At 66.4% G+C, this 17,400-nt stretch carries 17 protein-coding genes and 1 riboswitch; of the genes, 15 read left to right on the top strand and 2 right to left on the bottom strand.

Going from position 1 to position 17,400, the window contains the following annotated elements; all coding sequences use genetic code 11:
• Positions 1–39: 39 nt before the first annotated feature.
• The gene (locus WS96_RS02105) at positions 40–432 is read left to right on the top strand and encodes a 2-oxoglutarate dehydrogenase (protein WP_230624832.1); all 393 of its coding nucleotides are present in this window, start codon (positions 40–42) and stop codon (positions 430–432) included.
• Positions 433–503: 71 nt separating this feature from the next.
• On the opposite strand, the gene WS96_RS02110 is transcribed toward WS96_RS02105, so the two are convergent.
• A complete protein-coding gene (locus tag WS96_RS02110) occupies positions 504–1,583 on the bottom strand; it encodes an alcohol dehydrogenase catalytic domain-containing protein (protein WP_059830282.1) in 1,080 nt (359 codons plus the stop codon).
• A 109-nt stretch (positions 1,584–1,692) separates the two neighbouring features.
• Between WS96_RS02110 and WS96_RS02115 the strand changes: the two genes are divergently transcribed.
• Positions 1,693–2,484, top strand: a complete 792-nt coding sequence (locus WS96_RS02115) for a helix-turn-helix transcriptional regulator (RefSeq protein WP_059830284.1) — start codon at positions 1,693–1,695, stop codon at positions 2,482–2,484.
• Positions 2,485–2,574: 90 nt separating this feature from the next.
• On the opposite strand, the gene WS96_RS02120 is transcribed toward WS96_RS02115, so the two are convergent.
• A complete protein-coding gene (locus WS96_RS02120; RefSeq protein ID WP_059830285.1) occupies positions 2,575–4,053 on the bottom strand; it encodes an aminotransferase class V-fold PLP-dependent enzyme in 1,479 nt (492 codons plus the stop codon).
• A gap of 909 nt (positions 4,054–4,962) precedes the next feature.
• Here WS96_RS02120 and WS96_RS02125 point away from each other — a divergent pair.
• The 13 genes from WS96_RS02125 to WS96_RS33480 all read left to right on the top strand — a co-directional run bounded on the left by WS96_RS02125 (position 4,963) and on the right by WS96_RS33480 (position 17,350).
• Positions 4,963–6,216 carry an MFS transporter gene (locus WS96_RS02125; RefSeq protein WP_059830287.1) on the top strand — a complete coding sequence of 418 codons (1,254 nt, stop codon included), beginning with the start codon at positions 4,963–4,965 and terminating at the stop codon, positions 6,214–6,216.
• 174 nt (positions 6,217–6,390) lie between these two features.
• Positions 6,391–7,320 (top strand): LysR family transcriptional regulator, encoded by a 930-nt coding sequence (locus tag WS96_RS02130; RefSeq protein ID WP_059830288.1) that lies wholly within the window; start codon positions 6,391–6,393, stop codon positions 7,318–7,320.
• 115 nt (positions 7,321–7,435) lie between these two features.
• Positions 7,436–7,930, top strand: a complete 495-nt coding sequence (locus WS96_RS02135) for a hypothetical protein (RefSeq protein ID WP_059830290.1) — start codon at positions 7,436–7,438, stop codon at positions 7,928–7,930.
• A gap of 37 nt (positions 7,931–7,967) precedes the next feature.
• Positions 7,968–8,987, top strand: a complete 1,020-nt coding sequence (locus WS96_RS02140) for a hypothetical protein (protein WP_059830291.1) — start codon at positions 7,968–7,970, stop codon at positions 8,985–8,987.
• Between the two features lie 44 nt (positions 8,988–9,031).
• Positions 9,032–10,498, top strand: a complete 1,467-nt coding sequence (locus WS96_RS02145) for an aldehyde dehydrogenase family protein (RefSeq protein WP_059830293.1) — start codon at positions 9,032–9,034, stop codon at positions 10,496–10,498.
• 7 nt (positions 10,499–10,505) lie between these two features.
• Positions 10,506–11,573, top strand: coding sequence for a maleylacetate reductase (locus WS96_RS02150; RefSeq protein WP_059830294.1), 1,068 nt, complete (start codon positions 10,506–10,508; stop codon positions 11,571–11,573).
• A 108-nt stretch (positions 11,574–11,681) separates the two neighbouring features.
• Complete coding sequence (locus tag WS96_RS02155) at positions 11,682–11,993, top strand: YciI family protein (RefSeq protein ID WP_059830296.1); 312 nt, start codon at positions 11,682–11,684, stop codon at positions 11,991–11,993.
• A 3-nt stretch (positions 11,994–11,996) separates the two neighbouring features.
• Positions 11,997–12,332, top strand: coding sequence for a Rieske (2Fe-2S) protein (locus WS96_RS02160; RefSeq protein WP_059830298.1), 336 nt, complete (start codon positions 11,997–11,999; stop codon positions 12,330–12,332).
• 190 nt (positions 12,333–12,522) lie between these two features.
• Positions 12,523–13,611, top strand: coding sequence for a porin (locus tag WS96_RS02165; protein WP_059830300.1), 1,089 nt, complete (start codon positions 12,523–12,525; stop codon positions 13,609–13,611).
• 184 nt (positions 13,612–13,795) lie between these two features.
• Positions 13,796–14,611, top strand: a complete 816-nt coding sequence (locus WS96_RS02170) for a MipA/OmpV family protein (protein WP_059830302.1) — start codon at positions 13,796–13,798, stop codon at positions 14,609–14,611.
• A gap of 8 nt (positions 14,612–14,619) precedes the next feature.
• Positions 14,620–15,294 carry a response regulator transcription factor gene (locus WS96_RS02175; protein WP_059830304.1) on the top strand — a complete coding sequence of 225 codons (675 nt, stop codon included), beginning with the start codon at positions 14,620–14,622 and terminating at the stop codon, positions 15,292–15,294.
• Positions 15,295–15,345: 51 nt separating this feature from the next.
• On the top strand, positions 15,346–16,698 hold the full coding sequence (locus WS96_RS02180) for an ATP-binding protein (protein WP_059830306.1): 1,353 nt from the start codon (positions 15,346–15,348) through the stop codon (positions 16,696–16,698).
• Between the two features lie 173 nt (positions 16,699–16,871).
• Positions 16,872–16,975, top strand: a riboswitch (SAM-I-IV-variant riboswitch).
• Between the two features lie 42 nt (positions 16,976–17,017).
• Positions 17,018–17,350, top strand: a complete 333-nt coding sequence (locus tag WS96_RS33480) for a hypothetical protein (RefSeq protein WP_156443551.1) — start codon at positions 17,018–17,020, stop codon at positions 17,348–17,350.
• Positions 17,351–17,400: the final 50 nt, after the last annotated feature.

The following is a 17,400-nucleotide window of genomic DNA, read 5'->3' on the forward strand; positions in this document are numbered from 1 at the left end:
ATGCGAGCGATCATGTCCCTAATCCAATTGATGCGGCGTATGTCCCCGTTGATCGTGCTCGGTGCCGTGATGAGCAGTGCCTACGCGTTGCCGCCGCAGGCGGTGGCGCCGGTGAAGCTGCCGCACGGCGGGCGCGGTGTCGACGGTCCGTTCTTTCCTGCCACGCGGGCGGCGCCGGTGTTGCCGTCGACCGGCGCGGCCTTGCAGCAGCAGGCGCAGCAGCGCGTCGACGCGAGGCTCGGCGGCAATACCGTGCTGAGCAACGGCGCAGCCGTGACGAAGGCGCAGGCGCAGAGCAGCGGGCTCGGCTTCGTGTCGAAGCACTTCGACGAGATCGATGCGAAGCACACCGGCCGCGTGACGATGAGCGACGTACGGCAGTTCATCCGGCAGCGCCAGGCGCAGGCGCAGCAGGAACAGCAGGACGAGTGACGTAGCAGGCAGGGCGGCGGTCGGTGCGGCTTGTCGGGCGCACCGGCCACCGAATCGTCGGCGGGCCCGGCTTAAGGCGCGATCACCGTCATCCTGAACGGCCCGCCGTGCTCCGCCGCATGCGCGACCGCGTCGTTCGCGTCGTCGAGCGCGAAGGCCGTCACGTCGAATTGTCCGAGGTCGAGCAGCCCGCCGCGAACGAGCCCGATCATCAGCGTCACGGCTTGCGTCGGATACATCCACTTGCCGCGCAGCGTGATGTCGTTGCGCATGATCCACGGATACGGCAGCTCGAGCCCGGCCCCGCCGAGCATGCCGACGCCGCCCATCAGCACCACGCGCCCGTACGGGCGAACCGCCATCACGGCCGCGCGCACCGTCGTCGCGGGCACCGACGGCGGCATCAGGTCGATCACGCAGTCGATCGGCCCCGGCGCCGCCTGCTGCATGCGGAGGCGGTCTCCGGTTTCGTCGCCGGTCAGCTCGACCGTGCGCACGCGGTCGCCGAAGCGGCGTTCGAGATCCGCGAGCACGCGCACGTTGCGGCCGGGCGCGACCACGCAGCGCGCGCCCATCGCCAGCGCCACCGCGACGCAGGCGCTGCCGAAATGGCCGGTCGCGCCGCTGACGAGCACGATTTCGCCGGCGCGCAGGTCGGATGCCAGCAGCCCGCCGTAAGGCACGAGCAGGGTATTGAGCGCGCACCAGCGTGCGGCGTCGGCCGACGCGATCGCGCCGATGCGCACCGCGTTCTCGGTCGGCACGCGCAGCCGTTCGGCGAACGGACCGTCGTGAAAATAGCGCTGCAACTGCTTGCCGCCTTCGCCGCGCGTGCTCCAGCCCTGCAGCACGATGTCGGGCATTCGCGCGTCGTCGCGCGAGTGGACGGTCGGGTCGCAGAACACCCAGTCGCCCGGCTGCAATTGCGTCGCGTCGGGGCCGGTTTGCCGGACTCGGCCGATCGCGCCGCAGCCGGGCACGATCGGCAGCTCGATCGGATAGCGGCGCTCGCCGCTGAACACTTCCCGCGCATAGGGCAGAACCGGCGTCGCGGCGACGTCCACGACGACTTCGCCGGTGCCGAGTATGGGGTCCGGCATCGTTTCGATCGCGAGCGGCCTGCCGAACGATTTCAGAATCGCAGCTTTCATGATGCTTCCTGACGGTGGGGATGCGTCGATTCTGGCAGGCTTAGAATCTGCAACAAGGCCCGGCGCGAGCCCAGGATCGGCCGATACCACCCTGCCCGGAGCGAACCCGATGACCGTCACCACGCGAACCCCGTTCGGCGATTTCCTGCGCTCGCGGCGCAAGAAGCTGCGCCCGGAAGCTGTCGGCCTGCACGGCGGCCCGCGCCGGCGCACACCCGGCCTGCGGCGCGAGGAAGTCGCGGAACTCGCGGGCATCGGCGTCGACTGGTACGTCCGGCTCGAGCAGGGGCGCGACGTCAACCCGTCGGAGGCGACGCTCGACGCGCTGGCGCGTGCGTTGCGGCTCGACAAGGCCGAGGCCGTCCATCTGCGCACGCTCGCACGGCGCGACGGGCCTCGCGCGTTCGTGCCGGAACGCGTGCCGCCGACCCTCGCGCGGCTCGTCGCGCATCTTCGGCAGCCTGCCTACGTGACCGGCCGGCGCTGGGACATCCTCGCGTGGAATGCCGCCGCGGCCGAGGTGCTCGGCTTCGACCGGCTGGCGCCAGCCGATCGCAATATCCTGGTCTACATGTTCGAGACGCCGCACGCGCGTGCGCTGTTCGCCGCGAGCTGGGCCGACGAGGCGCGGCGGATGATCGCGTTGTTTCGCACGAGCCACGATCTCTACGCGAGCGATCCGGCGTTCGTCGCACTGGTCGCGCGATTGCGCGCCGGCAGCGCCGAGTTCGCGCAATGGTGGGATGCGCATGACGTGCGCAGCGGCGTGTCCGGCGAGAAAGTGCTCGTGCATGCGCAACGCGGCACGCAGCGCTACGAGTACGCGACGTTCCAGGCGAACGACGATCCCGCGCTGAAGCTGGCGATCTATACGCCGGTGAACGGCGATGAACGGACCTGATGCGGTCGTGACCGGCGCCACCGGGCAGCCGCGCAACGAAGCATCGGCTTCATGCGCGACCGCAGGCGGTCAGGCGTAAGAGGGGGAGGCTCACGCCGCACGTCGAGCGGACAGCCGATTCCACAGCATGCCGGAGCGGCTGCCGCTGCGGCAATACGCGAGCACCGGCTTCGGCAGCGTGTCGACCAGTGCGCCGAACGCGTCGACTTCCGCGTCGCCGATGCGGTCGCGCTCGACCGGCAGGTAGCGCGCGTCCATCCCCAGTTCGCGCGCGGCCGCGGCGATCTCGTCGAACGACGGTTGATCCACGCCTTCGCCATCCGGCCGGTTGCAGATCACCGCACGAAAGCCCGCATTGCGGATCGCCTTCAGGTCGGCCGGCGTGATCTGCCGCGACGCGGCGAAGCCGGTCGCCGCGGCCGCCCGGCATTGCTCGGTCGCCCGCGCGAAACAGCCGATCGCGAAGTCGACGTCCTGCTCCGTCGTGAAGCGCCCGAAACTGATGCGCACGGTACGCCCGGCCGTTTCCGCATCGAGGCCGATCGCGGTCAGCACGTGGGACGGTGCGCCGCTGGTCGAATTGCATGCGGAGGTGGACGACACGGCGAGCGTTTCGCCGAGCATGAACGGGAAGAAGCCCGGCGCATTGACCGTCAGGCTCAGCGTGTGCGGGATGCGGCGGGCGGCGGCCGCGTTCTGCGTGACGTCGCCGAGCGCGAACAGCGCGTCGGTGAGCCGCGCGCCGAGCGCAGCGATCCGCGCGGCTTCGCCGTCGAGTTTCTCGGCGGCGAGTTCGCATGCGACGCCCATGCCGACGATCTGATGCGTCGCGAGTGTGCCCGAACGCAGCCCGCGCTCGTGGCCGCCGCCATGAATCTGCGGCGCGATCCGGCTCGCGATCTCGCGGCGGACGAACAGCGCGCCGATGCCCTTGGGGCCGTACACCTTGTGGGCGGACATCGACATCATGTCGATGCCGAGCGCGCGCACGTCGATCGGCGTCTTGCCGAGCGCCTGCGCGGCGTCGACGTGGAGCAGCGCGCCGGCGGCGTGCACGATGCGGGCGATCGCGCCGATGTCGGTCAGCGTGCCGATCTCGTTGTTCACGAGCATCAGCGACACGAGGCCGGTGTCGGGGCCGAGCGCGGCCGCCACTGCGTCGGCGGTGATTTCGCCGTGGGCGTCGGGCGTCAGGAAAGTGACCTGCATGCCGCGCTTCGACAGGTTCGCCATCGTGTCGAGCACGGCCTTGTGCTCGAGGCGGCTCGTGATCAGGTGGCGCTTGCCGGTCGCGTTTTCCGCATAGCCCTTCAGCGCGAGGTTGTTCGATTCGGTGGCGCCCGACGTCCAGACGATCTCGTCGGCGTCCGCGCCGATCAGCGCGGCGACCTGCGCCCGGGCGTGCTCGACCTTGTCCTTCGCTTGCCGGCCGGCGGCGTGCGAACTGGATGCGGGGTTGCCGAAGATGCCGTCGAAGCCGAGGCAGGCCGTCATCGCGTCGATCACGGCAGGGTCGGCGGGGGTCGTGGCTGCGTAGTCGAGGTAGTGCAGCGGGGTGGGGTCGCTCATGTCCGTCTCTTGCTCATTGCGTAGTGACGGAAATGATACGGGGGACAGAAGGGAAAAAGGATCCAAAGTTGGCTGAGGATTCAACGCGATGTGGAATAAATTTTTATCGATTTGCGGAATTGGGGAATTTTTTGGCAATGACATGCGCAGGCGGCGCCGGTACGCCGGGTCGCGCGCGCATCAGGTCAGATCTCGATGAGGTTGGGGAAATGCCGCAAGCACGGGTGGCGGCGCGAGGTCCACACGATCAAGCAGATGCACGCCGCGCTCGACGGCGTCGCTTTCCGCACGCCCTTGACGCGCACTCACGCCTCGATGACGTTTCCCCGGGCGATGCGACGCAGAAATGGATTTGACCGACCGGAACATCATCGCCGTGCGCCGGCGAATGGCCTCGATGCGTTTTCCGCGCGTTGCGTGACGGCTCTTCGCAGGCTGCGTTCAACCGCGCGTTCAAGCGCGTGACGGCATGCGCCGGAGGCGAGCCGGCAGGTCGTTCGGGATACGTAAAAAGTGGCGATCCCGTTATGCCTGTCGACACGGCCGCATCGCCTTCGCTCGCGAAGCGCAATGCCGATGCATCGATGTCCATGCGGGATTTCCCCGTCACGCACGCGCGAGCGCCGCGTCCAGCTCGTGCGCTCCCGCTCGACGCTTTCCTGCCGCCCCTTCCCGCCCGTCGCTCCCGATTATTTGCGTTTCGCGAATGGCGCGTTCGCCGGTTGTTCGATACCCGATCGGCGGGCGCGCACCTATCGTGGTGGTGTCGGCTGAGCCCGTTCGGCGCGTCGCATCCGGACGCCGGCCGGCACTTCCTCGCGATTCGCGTCGCACACGAAAACCATCGGAGCCGACCCATGCGCAGGCGCTGCGGCGCGCGCAGGCGAAGCGGCGTCCACGGAGACGGACATGAAAGCAAACGAGTGGGATACCTCATACGAGTGGAGGGCGGTGACGCTGCTGGCGCTCGGTTTCGGGCTGGTCGGGCTCGACCGCTGGCTCATCGCACCGCTGTTTCCTTCGATCATGAAGGACCTCGGCCTGAACGCGCAGGACGTCGGCAACTGCATCGGCGTGCTCGGCCTGTCGTGGGGCATCTTCGCGGCGCTGATGGGCGGCATCTCGGACAAGATCGGCCGCCGGAAGGTGCTGATACCGGCCATCGTCGCGTTCTCGCTGCTGTCCGGCTTCTCGGGGCTCGCGGGCGGGTTGCTCGGCCTGATGGCGATTCGCGGGCTGATGGGTGTCGCGGAAGGCTCGTTCTGCCCGACGAGCTTCGCGGCGACGGCCGATGCGTCGCATCCGCGGCGGCGCGGCCTGAACCTCGGCCTGCAGCAAAGCGGCTTCGCGCTGTTCGGGCTCGCGCTGTCGCCGATCATCGCCACGCAACTGCTCGGTTTCATGTCGTGGCGCTGGGTCTTCGCGCTCGTGGCCGTGCCGGGCCTGATCCTCGGCGCGATCATGTTCTTCGTGATCCGCGAGCCGAAGGTCGCGAAGGACGTCGCGTCGGAGCATGCGCCGGCGTCGCTCGGCCACGTACTCAAGAGCCGCAACATTCTCGTGGCAATGGCCGCGCTGTGCTGCGCGATGACCGGCGTGTTCGTGCTCGGCGCACTGCTGCCGCTGTACCTGACCGATTACCTGTCGCTCGGCACGCAGAAGATGGGCCTCGTCGTGTCCGCGATCGGCTTCGGCGGTTTTCTCGGCCAGTTCGGCTTGCCCGGCCTGTCCGACCTGGTCGGCCGCCGGGCCGCCAGCATCGTCGGCTTCGCGGGCACGGCCGCGATGCTCTACGTCTTCCGCGGCCTCGGCCCGCAGCCGTTCGCGCTGTTCGGCGTGCTGTTCGTCGCGTCGTTCTTCACGCTCGGGCTGGTGTCGCTGCTGTCCGGCCCGGTGGCGACCGAGGCCGCGCCGGTCGGCCTCGTGTCGACGTCCATCGGCGTGGTGGTCGGCGTCGGCGAGATCTTCGGCGGCGGCATCGCGCCGGCGATGGGTGGTTACGTTGCCGCACACTTTGGCATCCAGAACATTCTGTGGCTGCCGATGGGCTCGGTGCTGCTCGGCATCGTGGTCAGCCTGCTGTTGAAGGAAACCGCGCCGGCCGTGCTGCAGCGCCGCGCGGTCGTCCAGCCGGGGCTCGCCGCCGGGGAGCGATCGCGGTAATGCCGGCGCGGGCGTACCGGCGCGGGCGTACCGGCGTGGGCATACCGTCGAACGCCGGAGCCGGGACGCCCGGCGATTGACATCGATTTGGCGACACAGTGACGCCTTTCGCATGCCCCAGCCCTTTATCCGCACAGGTAGACTGCCGGTTTCGCTGTCGAAAGAGGGCGCGGTATGGACCGGTTCCTGAGCATCGAGGCATTCGTGAGGGTCGCGGAGGCGAGCAGCTTCGCCGAGGCGGCGCGGCAGCTGGGTGTGACGAGTTCGGTCGTGACGAACCGCATCCAGCAACTGGAGAAGTTCGTCAATGCGCCGCTGTTTCACCGCAGCACGCGTCACGTGCGGCTGTCCGACGTCGGCGAGACGTTCTATCGCGAGTGCGCCGAGGTGGTGGGCCGCGTCAACGAGCTGACGGACCAGATGCGCGAGCTGCGCGCGACACCGACCGGGCGGCTGCGCATCCAGATGCTGCCCGGCTTCGCGCTCGATCACTTCGGCACGCCGCTCGCGGCATTCAATCAGCGCTATCCCGGCATCCAGCTCGACATCATCGTCAACGATCGCGTCGTCGACCCTGTCGAAGAAGGGTTCGACATCGCGTTCCAGATCTTCCCGCCGATTTCCGAGTCGCTGATCGAGCGACGGTTGTTCACGGTCCGGCGCCTCTTCTGTGCATCGCCCGCGTATGTCGACGCGCATGGTGCACCACAACATCCGCGCGATCTGCTCCAGCATACGACGGCGCTGTATTCGGGCTATCCGTCGCGCAACCGCTGGACGATGACGCGCGGCGACGAGGTCGTCGAGATGGAGTTGCCGGGCATGATCCGCTCGAACTCCGTTCATCTGCTGCGCGAGTATGCGCTGACCGGCGGCGGCGTCGTCTGCCTGCCCACGCTCGTGGCGAGCGACGCGCTCGTCGCGGGCCGCCTGGTGCCGATCCTGACCGACTACCAGCTCGCGCCGCTGAGCTTTGCCGCCGTTTATCCCGCCACGCAGCGGCAGGCGCTGAAGGTGAAGGCGTTGGTCGAATTCCTCGCCGAATACATCGGCGACGAATCGCCGTGGGATCTGCCGCTGCTGGCGCGCGGCTGGGTGCGTTGACCCGCGCGGATTATTCGCGAAACGCAAATGCCGTAATCGCCATCCGTTGCCTTGTTGCGGCTGTTCGTTGCCCCTAGAGTGGAATCCAACAAGCGGTTCAACTCAGGAGACAGTCATGACCAGCACGGCATATCGCACCGTCTTCGGCTCGCTCGACGATTACCGGAAGGGCGAGATCGAAATCACCAGCGGCAGCGCGCAGCACTACGCGTTCTCGAACATCTTCGAAGTGGCGTCGAAGTCGGCCCCTTACGAAAAAGTCGTCGCCGGCAAGAACCTCGAATACGTGATCGAAGTGCTGCGGACCGACGGCCAGTCGCCGTGGTTCGCGTGTGCGCACGACGAGTTCGCGATCCAGATGGACGGCGAAGTCCGGATCGATTTCATCAAGCTCGACGAGCCGCCGCAATCGGGCCGCGGCACCGTGAGCGCGGGCGCGCATCCGGCCGGCCGAAACATGGGGTACGTCGTGTTGCGCCACGGGCATCAGGCGCTGCTGCCGGCCGGCTGTGCGTATCGCTTCACCGCGAGCCGGCCGGGCGTCGCGCTCGTCCAGACCGTGCTGGGCGAACTGTCCGTCGAGAAGTGGGCCGAGATCTGCCTGCACTGACCGCTCGACCGCATTCGACTATTCCAGGAGACACGTTATGGCCACCCTCGAGACCCTCGACCTTTCCGCGGGCTTCGCCGCCGATCTGGTGCGATCGACCGAAGCCGATGCCGTCACCGGCTACCGCCGCTTTCAGCTCGGCGAATTCGCGTTCCAGCGCGACGAATATTTCGTGAAGATCAACTGGCCCGCGAAAGGCCAGGTCCGCACGCATGCGATTCCGGCCGACGCGTTTCTGCGCGCGATGATGCGCGACGTCGCGTGGGGCTTCTTCTACGGCTGGGTGAATTTCGATCACGTATTCGGCACGCGCAATCACTACGGCAAGGTCGACGTGTATGCGGGGACCTTCAACGGCATCCTGAAGGACGCCGGCGTCGATTACACCGAGACCTTCGACACGCCGACGATCATGGCGACCTTCAAGGCGATGCTGCACGACTGGACCAACGAAGGCTTCGACCCGTTCGCGGCGCCCGAGGAGACGGGCACGGCGTTCGGCCGCAAGCACGGCGACAACGGTTCGGCGATCGAGCGCACGCGTATCGCGACGCGCCGCATGCCGGGCCTCGAAGGCGACTCGCCGCTGCGCGACGAACTGCCGGTCAACCGCGCGTTTCTCGACGTCGCGCAGGACGAGCCGGAAGTGCATGTCGAGCCGGGCTTCGAGGGCGAGCTGCATGCGTTCAACCTGTTCAAGTACCTGTCGCGCTCGGACGTGACGTGGAATCCGTCGGTCACGTCGGTGTGCGGGCGCAGCCTGTTCTGCCCGACCACCGAGGAATTCATTCTGCCGGTGTTTCATGGCAACGACCGCGTCGAATGGTTCCTGCAACTGTCCGACGAAATCGTGTGGGACATCGGCGACAAGAACACCGGCGCGCCGCGCGCACGCATCACGATGCGGGCCGGCGACATCTGCGCGATGCCGGCCGATATCCGGCATCAGGGCTATTCGACGAAGCGCTCGATGCTGCTGGTCTGGGAGAACGCGACCCCGGATCTGCCGCAACGCTACGAGCGCGGCGAGCTCGCGCCGTATCCGATCGCGTTCTAGGCCGTGCTTCAGTTTCCGCTTCCGCATTCCACCGAGGACGATTCATGCAAACCCAACTCTTCATCGACGGGCGCTTCGTCGACGCCGTCGATCGCGGCACGATCGATGTGCTGAACCCGCACGACGGTTCCGTCATCACGAAGATCGCGGCAGCCACCGCGGCGGACGTCGATCTGGCCGTCGACGCCGCCACGCGCGCATTCCCGAAATGGTCGGCGCTGCCGGCTGCCGAGCGCGGCCGTCTGCTGCTGCGCCTCGCCGATGCGATCGAAGCGAATGCCGAGGAGCTGGCGCAGCTCGAATCGCTCGACACCGGCCACCCGATTCGCGATTCGCGGGCGCTCGACGTGCCGCGCACGGCGGCCTGCTTCCGCTATTTCGGCGGCATGGCCGACAAGCTGCAAGGCTCGGTGATTCCGGTCGAGACCGGCTTTCTGAACTACGTGCAGCGTGCGCCGATCGGCGTCGTCGGCCAGATCGTGCCGTGGAATTTTCCGCTGATGTTCACGAGCTGGAAAATGGGCCCGGCGCTGGCGGCCGGCAACACGGTGGTGCTCAAGCCGTCGGAAATCACGCCGCTGTCGACGTTGCGCATCGTCGAGCTGATGGCCGAGGTCGGCTTTCCTGCCGGCGTCGTCAACATCGTGCCCGGCTACGGCCATACGGCCGGCCAACGGCTCGCCGAGCATCCGGGCGTCGGCAAGATCGCGTTCACCGGATCGACGGCGACGGGCCGGCGAATCGTCGAAGCGTCGCAGGGTAACCTGAAGCGCGTGCAACTCGAGCTGGGCGGCAAGGGTGCGAACATCGTGTTCGACGATGCCAATCTCGACGCGGCCATCAACGGCGCCGCGTGGGCGATCTTTCACAACCAGGGGCAGGCGTGTATCGCGGGGTCGCGGCTCGTGCTGCACGAACGCATCGCGGACGCGTTTCTCGAGCGTTTCGTCGCGCTCGCATCGTCGATCCGGATCGGCAATCCGCTCGATCCGGATACCGAAATGGGGCCGCTCACGTCGAAGCAGCACCTCGATCGCGTGCTGTCGTATGTCGACGTCGCGCGCGAGCAGGGCGGCCGGGTGCTGACGGGCGGCAGCGCACCGCAGGATCCGGCGCTCGCCGACGGCTATTACGTACGACCGACGATCGTCGAGGCGAAGCATGCGACCGACCGCGTCGCGCAGGAGGAAGTGTTCGGCCCGTTCGTCACCGTACTGCGCTTCGGCAGCGACGAAGAAGCGCTGGCCATCGCCAACGCGACGGAATACGGGCTCGGCAGCGGCCTGTGGACCCACGACCTCTCGCGTGCGCACAGGATGGCGGCGCGGATCGACGCGGGCATGTGCTGGATCAACTGCTACAAGCGCGTCAATCCGGGCAGCCCGTTCGGCGGAGTGGGCAAGTCGGGCTACGGCCGCGAGATGGGCTTCGAGGCCATGCACGACTACACGGAAGCGCGCTCGGTGTGGGTCAACGTCGACGGCAACGTGCCGCCGCATTTCAAGCGCTGAGGCTCGTATGGAGCGTTTCGTCTATCAGGGCACCCCGTCGCGCGTCGTGTTCGAATGGGGCGCGCTCGAACGGTTGCCGGACGAGCTGTCCGCGCTCGGCGCGCAGCGGGCGCTGATCCTTTCGACGCCCGAGCAACGACATCTCGCCGATCGCGTGAAGGCAGTGCTGGGCGAACGCGCGGCCGGCGTGTGCGCGCAGGCCGTGATGCACGTGCCGGTCGAAGTCGCGCGTGCCGCGCGCGAGACGGCCGCCGAACTGGGCGCGGACTGTTGCATCGCGATCGGCGGCGGCTCGACGATCGGGCTCGGCAAGGCGATCGCGCTCGAATCGTCGCTGCCGATCCTCGCGGTGCCGACGACTTACGCCGGTTCGGAGATGACGCCGATCTACGGGCTCACCGAAGGCCGGTTGAAGCGCACGGGGCGCGATGCGCGCGTGCTGCCGCGTACCGTGATTTACGATCCGTCGCTGACGTTGTCGCTGCCGCCGGGCATTTCGGCGGCGTCCGGCGTCAATGCGATGGCGCACGCCGTCGAGGCGCTCTACGCGGAAGATGCGAATCCGGTCATCGGCTTGATGGCCGAAGAATCGATTCGCGCGCTCGGCGAAGCGTTGCCCGTCGTGGTGCGCGATCCGCAAGATCGCGCGATGCGCAGCCGCGCGTTGTATGGCGCATGGCTCGCCGGCACCTGCCTCGGTGCGGTCGGCATGGCGTTGCACCACAAGCTCTGTCACACGCTCGGCGGCACGTTCAACCTGCCGCACGCGCAGACGCACGCGGCGATGCTGCCGCATACCGCACATTACAACCACGCCGCTGCGCCCGACGCGCTGCGTCGCGTCGCGCGGGCGCTCGGCGGGCGCGACGCGGCCGAAGCCGGGCCGCTGCTGTTTGCGCTGAACGCACGGCTCGGCATCGCGCCGGCGCTGGCCGATATCGGGATGCCGCAGCACGGGCTCGACGAAGCAGCCGATCTCGCGTGCCGGAACCCGTATGCGAACCCGCGGCCGATCGAACGCGCGGCGATTCGCGCGTTGCTTCAGCGCGCATGGGAAGGGCGCGCGCCGCATTGAGCGGCCGGTTGCGCGAACGGAGAACGACGTGATGAATGACCAGATCGGCCTGCATGGCGCGTACCGCGAAGCGACGTTCGGCTTCGTCCTCGATCGGAGCTGATCGCCATGGCGCGCTTTTTTGCGGTGTTTGCCACCGACCAGCCGGGCATGCGCGACGTGCGCGACCGCATGCGGCCGATTCACCGGACGTATCTGCGTTCGGCGGCCGAGCACGGCGTGTACGTGCGGCTCGGCGGCCCGACGCTGGACCCGCAGGGCGACGCGATGAACGGTACGCTGCTCGTCGTCGAGGCGGACGATATTCATGCGGTGATGCGGTTCGTCGGCAACGACCCGTATGTGAAGGAGGGCCTGTTCTCGCACGTCGAGGTGCGTCCGTGGGACTGGAGCCTCGGCAATCCCGAGCAAAGGGTGTGAGCGATGACAGCAAAACGGCTCTGCCGCGTGTCCGATGTGCCTGACGGTGGCGCGCGCGTCGTCGACGAAGCGTGCATCGGGCGCCCCGTCGTCGTGGTGCGGCGCGGCGAGCAGGTGTGGGCGTACGTGAACCGCTGCCCGCACTTTTCGGTGCCGCTCGATTTCGTGCCGGGCAATGTGTCGTGCTACCGGTCGCAGGTGTTGATGTGCGCGCATCACAGTGCGTTGTTCCGGTTCGATGATGGCGTGTGTATCGACGGGCCCTGCGCGGGAGCGGGGCTCGAAACCGTGGCCGTCGAGGTGGACGCATCCGCGTGGATCGTCTTTCGAGGCGCTTGATCCGCCGGTTTTGAATCGCGCGGATCGGTGACGGTTCGCCGGGAATTTTCCGGATCGATCAATCAGTAAAACTAATTTCAGGTGGTGATGCGGCCGCCTGAATCAACGCGATTTTTCACGAAGCAATGAGCGAACACCTGCCTCGCAGCAGGTGTCGGACTCGTATTTTCATAAAAAAGACGGAGACAACATGAAGCTCAGGTTTGGCGTATTCGCAGTGCTTGCCGTGGCGCAGGGTGCATGGGCGCAAAGCAGCGTGACGATGTTCGGGCTGATCGATTCCGGTATCACGTACGTCAGCAACGAGGGCGGCGGCAAGAACGTCAAGTTCGACGACGGCATATTCGCGCCCAACCTGTTCGGCCTGCGCGGCGCCGAGGATCTCGGCGGCGGGTATCGCGCGACGTTCGCGCTCGTGAACCAGTTCTCGATGGCGAACGGCAGCATCGTCGGAACCGGGATTTTCGGCAGGAATGCTTACGTGGGGATCGAGAGCGACCGGCTCGGCAGCATCACGCTGGGCAATCAGTACGACTTCATGGTGGATGCGCTCTTTTCAAAGGGCAACGCGATTTCGCGGGACATCTCCGGGCTGTACGGCTTTCGGAATGGCCCGTTCCAGCGTCTTGCGCTGCCCGGGAATCCGACCGGCGCGTTCGACTGGGACCGCACCGCGGGCAGCAAGCCGATCGCGAATGCGGTCAAGTACAGCTCGCCGACGGTCGCGGGTTTTTCCGGCGGCGTGATGTATGCGTTCGGCGGCGTGGCGGGTTCGGTCGGCGCGGACAACGCCGTCAGCGCCGGCGTGAACTATGAGGTGGGGCCGTTCGGCGTGGGGGCGGCGTATACGAACGAGAAATACGGGCCGGCGCCGGGCGTGCCGTCGACCAGCGTACGCAACTGGGGCGTGGGGATGCACTACGATTTCGGTGTCGTGATCGCGAAGGCGCTGATGACCACCGTGCGCAATGCGTTCAACGACGCGGGCGTGTGGATGGCCGAGGCCGGCGGGCTGTGGCGCATCCGGCCGGACGTCGTGCTGGGCGCGAAATACATGTACATGAAGGGTAACGAAGCGGTGAACGACAACCACGCGCATCAGGTCAGCGTCGCGCTTCAATATCTGCTGTCGAAGCGGACGATGGTGTATGTGTCGGCGGATTATCAGCGCGCGAATAGCGGCGCGAATGCGCAGGTGAATGGCGTGCTGGATCAGAACGGGGCGTCGAGTTCCGCGAATCAGGCGGTGGCGCGCGTGGGCTTGCATACGGTGTTCTGACGGGGCGAACTGTCACGCTCGTTGAGGGCGCCGGGCGACACGGGCTCGTCCTGCGCCGATATTTCCCACCATTTGAATTCCCCGCGCGGTCCGCAAGGCGATGATTTTTTCCTGGTAAGTGAGCGGTAAGTCGACTGGTCCTACAGTAGCCCCCGTTTCGACCGCCGACTCCAGGAAAACGATTGTGAAAATTGCCGCCCGCCGCACAGGTTCGTTATGGCTGATTGCCGCTTCATTCGCACTGTCATCCGCTTCCGCATGGGCGGACGACGCCATGAGCCCGCCCGATCCCGATCATTCGGGGCTGACCATCCTCGACCACGCGACGAACGTCACGCATTGGGGATTGGGCGCCGGCATCGGCGTCGAGCCGTCGGTCTACAGCGGCGACGGCACCCGCGTATTGCCTTTTCCGCTGGTCTACTTCGACAACAAGTGGGTGCAGGCCATCGGCACCACCGTCGATCTGAAAATCGGCAGCTGGAGCGGCGTCAATCTCGCGCTTCGCGGCCAGTTCTCGCTGTTCGACGGATACAAGGGCTCGGACGCACCAATCCTGAACGGCATGGACAATCGCAAGGGCGCGTTGTGGTACGGCCCCGCACTGTCATGGAGCACGCGCTTCGGCACGTTGTCGGGCAGTTTCCTGCTCGGCGGAAACAAGGGCGAGCGCGCGAAGATCGGCTTCGAGAAGGCGTTCGCGCTCGGCGCGTTCTCGATCGCGCCGCATGTCGGCGTGGAATGGCTGAGCGACAAATACGTCGACTACTATTACGGCGTGCGACCATCCGAGGCACGTGCGTGGCGCGCTGCGTACAGCGCGGGGTCGGCCGTGAACGTATCGGCCGGCACCCGTATCGACTACCGGCTGACGAAGCAGCAGACGGTTTTCGTGGACGTGGGTGTGTCGCGTCTCGGCGACGGCATCACCGACAGTCCGCTCGTCGGAAGACGGGTCGTTCCCGAGGCCAGAATCGGCTACATGTATCGGTTCAAGTGAGTGCGCGTATGCCAAGAGTGGCGATTGTCGAGGATCACGAGCGCCTGGCCGGCCTGCTGGCTCAGGCCCTGGCCGCGGCGGGGATCGAATCCGATCGGTTCGGCAATGCACGGGAAGCCGCTTACGGTATCGACCGGGCCGATTACGCGCTGCTGATCGTCGATCGAGGATTGCCCGACGGAGACGGCCTGGCGTTCTTGCGCACGCTGCGCGCGGCGGGGCGCATGATGCCCTGCCTGATGCTGACGGCGCGCGACGCGTTGCATGACCGCATCGACGGACTCGAAAGCGGCGCCGACGACTATGTGACCAAGCCGTTCGAAATGAGCGAGCTCGTCGCCCGCGTCCGCACGCTGATGCGGCGCCCGGCGCTGCTCACGACCCTCGTCGCGTCGTTCGCGGACGTGACCGTGGACCCCTCGCAGCGCACGATGCGCTGTGGCGACCGGACGACACTGCTGGCGCCGGCCGAACTGCAGGTCATGCTCTGCCTGATGGAAGCCGCGGGCCGGACCGTCCGACATTCGAACCTCGAGCATGCCGCATGGGGGCTCGCGGAGGCGGTCACGCCGAACGCGCTCGAGGTGACGGTGCACCGCTTGCGCAAGAAACTGACGGCGATCGGCGCAACGATGCGACTCGCCAATATCCGCGGCGCCGGCTTCGCGCTGCGCGACGCGTGACGATGCTTCGCCGCGTTCCGCCGGTTGTCACGTCCTCGTAAGAGAACCACCATGTTCCGTCATTGGGTTCTACGCCTGTCGACCCGTCTGTGGGTGACCAACGTCGTCGCGTTCGCCATCAGCCTGGCGCTGCTGTCTGCGCTTTCCATCTATTTTCTGGATCGATATCCCGAGTTCTTGGGACGGCGCCAGCAGATGGAGAGCATCCGTCATATCGTGGCCGGGATGCGTTTCGACGCGGCCGGGCGCCCCGCATCCGTGCGATTGGGCGAGCATGCGGCGGTGATGTTCCGGCTCTTGCCGGCCGACGTGAAGTATCGCGTGCTCGATGCGACGGGGAAGGTGTTGCTGGCGTCGGTGCCTTCGAGCGACGACCGACCATGGCTGACGGAGGACCTCGCGACGGTGGCAGGCAAGGTACTGCCCGCGACGATCGACAGCAAGGCGTACGTGGTCGCGACTCAACGCGCGTTGAACGGTAGCGTCGTCTATTACGTGCAGGTGGCGCACAGCAGGCAACTCGTCGATGCGCTCGTCAGGACGCGGATCGATCCGATACCGAAGACCATCGCTTATGTGCTGGTCATTGCGACCGTTATTTTCGGACTGACGCTGCCGTTGACGATCAGCCATGTGCTGGAGCCGTTGCGGGAGGTATCGCGTGCCGCGCGGGAAATCGAGCCACGCAACTTGAAGACGCGGCTGTCGTCGGCCGGGATTCCCAGCGAGATCAAGCCGCTGATAGACGCGTTCAACGATGCGCTGACCCGGCTCGAGAACGGCTTCGCGGTTCAGCAGCAATTTCTCGCCGACGCCGCGCACGAGTTGCAGACGCCGCTCACGCTGGTCAGAGGGCAGATCGAGCTGCAGCCCGACATCAGCCAGAAGGCGCTGCTGCTTCGCGAGATCGACTTGATGGCCCGGCAGGTCAAGCAACTGCTGCATCTGGCCGAAGTCAGCGAAGCGCGGAACTTCAGCTTCGACGACGTGAACGGCGCCGAGGTCACGCGAGACGTCGTGAGCTTGCTGGCCGGCAAGGCCGATGCGAAGCAGGTGAAGCTTCATATCGAAGCGCGCGACTCCGCGGCGCCTATACGGGCGGATAGCGGGGCGCTTTTCATCCTGCTCAAGAACATCCTCGAGAACGCGATCAACGCTTCGCCGTCGAGTGGTGTCGTCGTGCTGACCGTTCTCGATTCGGCGATTCATATCGAAGATGAAGGGCCGGGTATTCGGCGGGAGCATCTTCCGCTGCTCTTCGATCGATACTGGCGGGCACCGGACTCGCGGTATGACGGTGCCGGCCTCGGGCTGGCAATCTGCAGGGAGATTGCCGACGCTCATCACTGGAACCTCACGGTCGATGTGCTGACGACGGGGACGCGGTTCAGTGTCTGGTTTTAGTTGGCCATGAAGGGATTTCGACCCTCATGCAAGACACGCGGGTCCGTGGGTTACCTTGGTGACGGGGCGGACGAGTGCACCTGTCACGCTGATGTGTCGCTTTTCACCGCCCCCTTGTCCGGCGTCGATTTTTCGATATAATGAATCCACGTTCGGAATGACGAACGTGAGAATTCAAGCATCCAGAGTCGGGTTATCCGACGCCAACCTGCCCTCCCGGGCAAGGTGGACGCCATCGAGGCGATGCGGCCGATTGACGGCAACGAAGCGGGAGCAGCATGGCTGGCACCGGTTCGATCACCATTCATCCGGAGCAACCATGAGCCAAGTTTCCTCCGCTTCCCGCCCGACCGTCTGTGCAGACTGGTCGCACTTCCTTCCCGGTTTCACGTTGACGCATACGGTTCATCTCGTTTCGAGACGGCTTCCGGGCATCGTTTCGACCGCGGAGGCCGTGCTCGAAGGTGAAACGGCTACGGTCGATCGTTGGGCCATCACCCGCTGTGGCGACGTTCTCGAACAAAAGATCGTGCTGGGCGAAATGACGGAAGGGCAAGCGGTGCGGCTGCGTGAGCGGCTTGCCGCGCTGGAGGGAGTGCTCCGGGCGCGGGTGGAGCATCATTTTGTTCGGAGCCGATCAGCGGCGAACTGACATGTGCGGGGAGCGATCGTTAGACGGTGCTTTCGTGTCGTCGTGGAAAT

The organism is Burkholderia sp. MSMB1835, from assembly GCF_001526365.1.
Classification (GTDB): Bacteria; Pseudomonadota; Gammaproteobacteria; order Burkholderiales; family Burkholderiaceae; genus Burkholderia.